2 protein-coding genes are annotated in these 4802 nt (G+C 66.0%); both read left to right on the forward strand.

The annotated features are described in order from the left end of the window. On the forward strand, positions 1 to 1463 hold a 1463-nt coding region (locus tag HMPREF0178_RS18105), incomplete at its 5' end, for an NAD(P)H-dependent oxidoreductase (RefSeq protein ID WP_232281325.1). A 762-nt stretch (positions 1464 to 2225) separates the two neighbouring features. Beyond that, the coding region (locus HMPREF0178_RS18110; RefSeq protein ID WP_009369043.1) for a DUF3626 domain-containing protein at positions 2226 to 4802 on the forward strand (2577 nt) is incomplete at its 3' end.

Below are 4802 nucleotides of genomic sequence, written 5' to 3' on the forward strand. Positions count from 1 at the left end.
CCCGGAGCGCGCCGCGCTCCCGCCGGGGCCTGCTTTTCATCCGCAACCACAGGGAGTCAATCATGTTCTACGAATCGCTGTTCAATCCGTCCATCCACCGCCCGGTCAAGGCCTGCCTCACGGGTGCGGGCGAATTCGGGGCGTCCTTCCTCTTCCAGGCGCAGGGGATGCCCCTGCTCGAAGTCCCCGCCGTGTGCACGCGCACCGTTCAGCGCGCGGTGGACGCCTATGAAAACGCGGGCATCCCCGCCTCCAAAGTCCGCGTGTGCGAATCCGCCGAAGATGCGAAAAAGGCCTATGCCGACGGCTTCAACGTCGTCGTGGATCGGTTTGACTACATCGCGGATCTCCCCCTCGACGTGCTGGTGGAAAGCTCCGGCGCGCCCGAAGCCAGCGCCGCCGCCGCCGAACTCGCCATTGAGCGCGGCATGCACGTCGTCATGGTCTCCAAGGAAACCGACTCCGTCGTCGGCTCCATCCTGGCGCGCAAGGCGGCGGAACGCGGCCTCGTCTACACCACCGGCGACGGCGACCAGCCCAGCCTGCTCATCGGGCTCATCAGCTGGGGCCGCGTCCTCGGCATGAACATCGTGGGCGCGGGCAAATCCAGCGAATACGACTTCATCTATGATCCCGCGCGCGACATGGTGCTGTGCCCCGGCCAGAAGCAGGAAATCGCCACCCCCGGCATGGGCTCGCTGTGGCAGTTCGGCGACCGACCGGCGGAAGAGGTCGTCGGCAAGCGCCGCGCCATGCTCACCTCGCTCTCGCACCGTTCCGTGCCCGACCTCTGCGAAATGGCGGTGGTCGCCAACGCCACGGGCATGATGCCGGATCGCCCGCTCTTCCACGCGCCGGTGGCCCGCATCGACGAAATGCCCGATCTCTTCTGCCCCAAGGCCGACGGCGGCCTGTTCGACGCGCCGGGGCGCCTCGACATCTTCAACTGCTTCCGCCGCCCCGACGAGGCCAGCATGGCGGGCGGCGTCTTCATCGTCGTGGAATGCAAGGACAAGAAATCGTGGCAGGTGCTCAAGGCCAAGGGGCACCCGTGCAGCCGCAACGACCGCTACGCCGCGCTGTACCATCCCGCCCACCTGCTCGGCGTGGAAACCGGCACCAGCGTCCTCGCGGCGGCCCTCATGAAGCACGCCACCGGCGGCAACAACCTGCGCCCGCTGTGCGACCTGTGCGGGCGCGCCGTGCGCGACCTGCCCAAGGGAACCGTCCTTGACATGGGCGGCCACCACCACACCATCGACGGCGTGGAAGGCGTCCTCAACCCCGCCGCCGCCATCGGCCCGGATGCGGCCCTGCCCTTCTACCTGCTCAGCCACCGGACGCTGTGCAGGGACGTCCCCGCCGGGAAGCTGATCACCCTCGGCGATCTCGACATGCCCGAAGAATCCACGCTGCTCCGCCTGCGCCGCGAACAAGACAAGACGTTCGGCCTCGTGAAGTAAACGGCGGGCAACCCGCCTTCAGGGGGACGGCAAGCGTGCCGCCCCTTTCCCAAAAGACAGACAGGATCACCTCTTGCCGGGGCGATCCTGTCTGTTTTTTGCAAAAGCCCTCACGGGAAAGGCGGCCCGCAATGGCAGGGCACGGGCAACGCCTCCGGAAAACAAACCGGAATGCGCGGCATCTTCGCACCGTTCCCGGCTTCCCCCAAAACGCCGACCGCCGAGCCCATCCCGAGCGGAAACGACGGCAAAACGCCTTCTTCTTGCAACACACCCGCTCTATTCCGCCCTCACCATGAACCGCGGCGGGCCTGCACATGGCCCTCCGCGGTTTCCTGTTTTTGCGGATTGCCCGATGCCCCCTTTCAGTCAAGGGAAAAATGCCCTATACCTTTTCAAATTTAAAGTGACATAACGCTCGGAAACAGCCCCGATGCCCCGCAACACGGTGTGGATTCTGCCGAAAAAGGCGCTTTCCGGCGGAACGGGCCTTTTCCGCCCCCGGAGCAGCTGAACCTGCCGCGACGTCCCTTTTCCCTGAACGGTCCGCCTGCCCCGCACACGGAAACCGGCCGTTCGGCACGAGGGGGAGTGGTCGCCCCCCATAGCGGGAACCAGCTTCCGCACAGTGCGTAATGCAGAGTCATAGGGGCCCACACGAGCCCCTCCCGGACAGGCCTCCGGGACCGGCAAAGCTCTGGTCCGCTTCTTGCTGCATAGGAAAACATCGTACACCCTTTTCAGAAACGAGGGAGCCTCATCATGTCGCAACTTCATGGAATCAACGGCGCGCAACAGCCGCAGGCCACGGGAATTTCTCCTTCCGTCGGCAAGCTCGGCCTTCACAGCGTGCAGCTTGGAACCAATCCGCCCGTCCGCCTTGACGCCATCAAAGGCAACAAAATTCCCTTCGCCGGGTTCAGAACCGCCACCAAAGTGGTCAACGCCAAAACCGGTGCGCGTGAAAACGCCGCCCTTGCCCTCCGTTCGCTGGCCTCTCCGGACGGCAAGCTGGACGCGAAGGCCCTCCTCAACGCGGCCAAGTCCATGCAGACCCACCTCAACCGGCTGGGCACGCTGGGAGAAATACGCGGCACGATGGACGACGCCGTGATCGCCGCCTTCGCGCCCGAGGTGGAAAGCCTTTCCAATACGGAACTCCTCAACGCCTACCAGCAGTTCCTTTCCCCGGAAATGAGCCTGCTCAAGCGGGCGCTGCAAGCCGAAATGAGCGCCAATCCGCGCAATGAGGACGTCATGGCCGCGGCCGCCAACCTGTTCAGCCTCGAAGCGCTCGTCACCAAAGAGGCGAGCAACCGCATCATCATCGCGCAGGGCCTCGCGCAGCCCGAACAGATCCCCCCCCTCTCCGCCCAGTACGGCGCGGGCATCGAAGGCATGGGCGCCGCCCGGCCCCACGAGGCCCCGGCGGACATGAGCGCCGTGAGTATGCACGTGCTCATGGATGTGGCCATCGACAGCTCCGCGCGCCGGGAACGGGTGGGCGGGCTCGTCGCCGATATGGCCAGCCGCCGCAACCTCGGAAACATCGACGCAAGGCAGTTCGGGGACGTGCTCCGCTCCGCCGGGCTGACCATCAACGTGGATCTCGGCTTCCTGTTCGGCATGAACGGGCCCAAGCCCCTGCTCAAGGCAGGGGGGGCGTGGGAGCACATTTTCCACTCCATCGAAGCCGCGCCCGACGAGGCCAGCCGTCAGGCCGCCATCGACGTGAAAGGCGCGGGCTACATCCAGAAACGCGACAACGTGGAGCGGGGGCTGTTCCCCGAACTGAGCGAGGACCGCCCGGCGGTAGCCAACGAGCGCCCCACCTACGCCGCGCTCAACCTCCTGCGCCAGCGCACCGGGGCGGCCCCCACCTACGGCACCGTGGCCCTGCACCTCAAGCCCGAAGTCGCCCGGCGCGCCACCTACACCGTGGACGATACCTTCGTCGCGCTGCGCCTGCGCTATACCGAAGCGGGGCGTCAGGCCGTCCTTGACCTGCTTCCGGGTTCCCCCGGCATCAGCGAGGCGCATAAGCTCGATCTGATGACCGAAGGGAGCGAGCTCCGCCGGCGCCTCGACGCGATATTCGACGGCATGGCCGCCAAGGGGGAATTCCGGGCGGACCTGTTCAAGAACGAGTTCCAGCTGTTCGGGCTCGAGGACGACGAAAACAGCGCCCTCGCCGGGCTGTTCATCAAGGTTTTCAAGGATACCCAGTCCACGCGCAAGGCAATGGCCTCTTTCGACAGCCTCGAAACCCTGCTCCCCGAGCTGGGCGACATGGACGCCGTCAGCCTCGCGCGCGCCGCGCTGGACAGGCAGCAGCACGGCATGGGCCGCGTCGCCAGCGAATGCAACTACATCGAAGCACAAGTGCACGGCCCCATCGTTTTCGCCCGGGATGTGGCGGAAATCGTCATCAACAAGGAATTCGGGCTCGATCAGCTCCCGCAGGCTCAAAAGGCATGGTTCAATGCCGTGGTCGCCGTGCTCGGCGGCAAGCAGCCCGCCGCCGCGGACATGGACGCTTTTTCGGCGGAGCAGCGGGCCGAACTTGCCGCCATCCGGGAACAGCTCGGCGGCGCGGTTATCCCTGTGCGCATTGAAGAGCAGATTCCGGAGCTGGATCTCAAAAATACCGTCAGGTCCGAAGAGCGCGCGTTCTACGCCGCGCACCTCGATCAAGCCCGCATCGACGCGAAGCTCCACGACGTGCAGCAGGACGACGCCGGGCTTCAGGCGTTCATCAGCCAGATGCTCAGTATACGCCCCGGCGGAGCGGCGGTTTCCCGCATCCTCGGCACCGTGCCCCTCGTAGCGGGCGGGGACGCGCAAAACGTCCGCGAAGCCTTTGCCGCCTATGTAGAACAATACCGGCATGTTCCCCTGAGAGGGCAGCACACGGAGGATGACGTGCTGCAAAACGCCATGTGGCAGGCCGTATCTGACGTGATGGGCAAAGGGCGCCTCGATTCCCTTGCCGCCATTGAAGAATTGACGGCTGACCCCGCGCAGCGGGCGACGCTCAGGGATTTCGTCATGGGGCATCCGCCCATGAGCGGGCAGGCGTTCCGGGCGCTGGCCTCCGCCGCGCTTCAGGGGGCCGGGGTTCTGAACGGCCTAGCCCCTGCGGAAGGCGAACCGCTGGATGATGAGGCGATGCTCACGCGATTCGGCGGCGCGGCGGCCTCGTTCCGCCGTTCGTTCGACGCGATGCCTGAAGAGGAGCGCGATGCCGCGGGCGAAGGCAGGCTGTTGCAGGCGTTCGGCGGGCTGGCCTTTTCCCTGATGCGCGACGCCTCGCCCGAGGTGTCCGACCGGGTCGCCGAG

Source organism: Bilophila sp. 4_1_30 (assembly GCF_000224655.1).
Taxonomy (GTDB): Bacteria; Desulfobacterota; Desulfovibrionia; order Desulfovibrionales; family Desulfovibrionaceae; genus Bilophila; species Bilophila wadsworthia.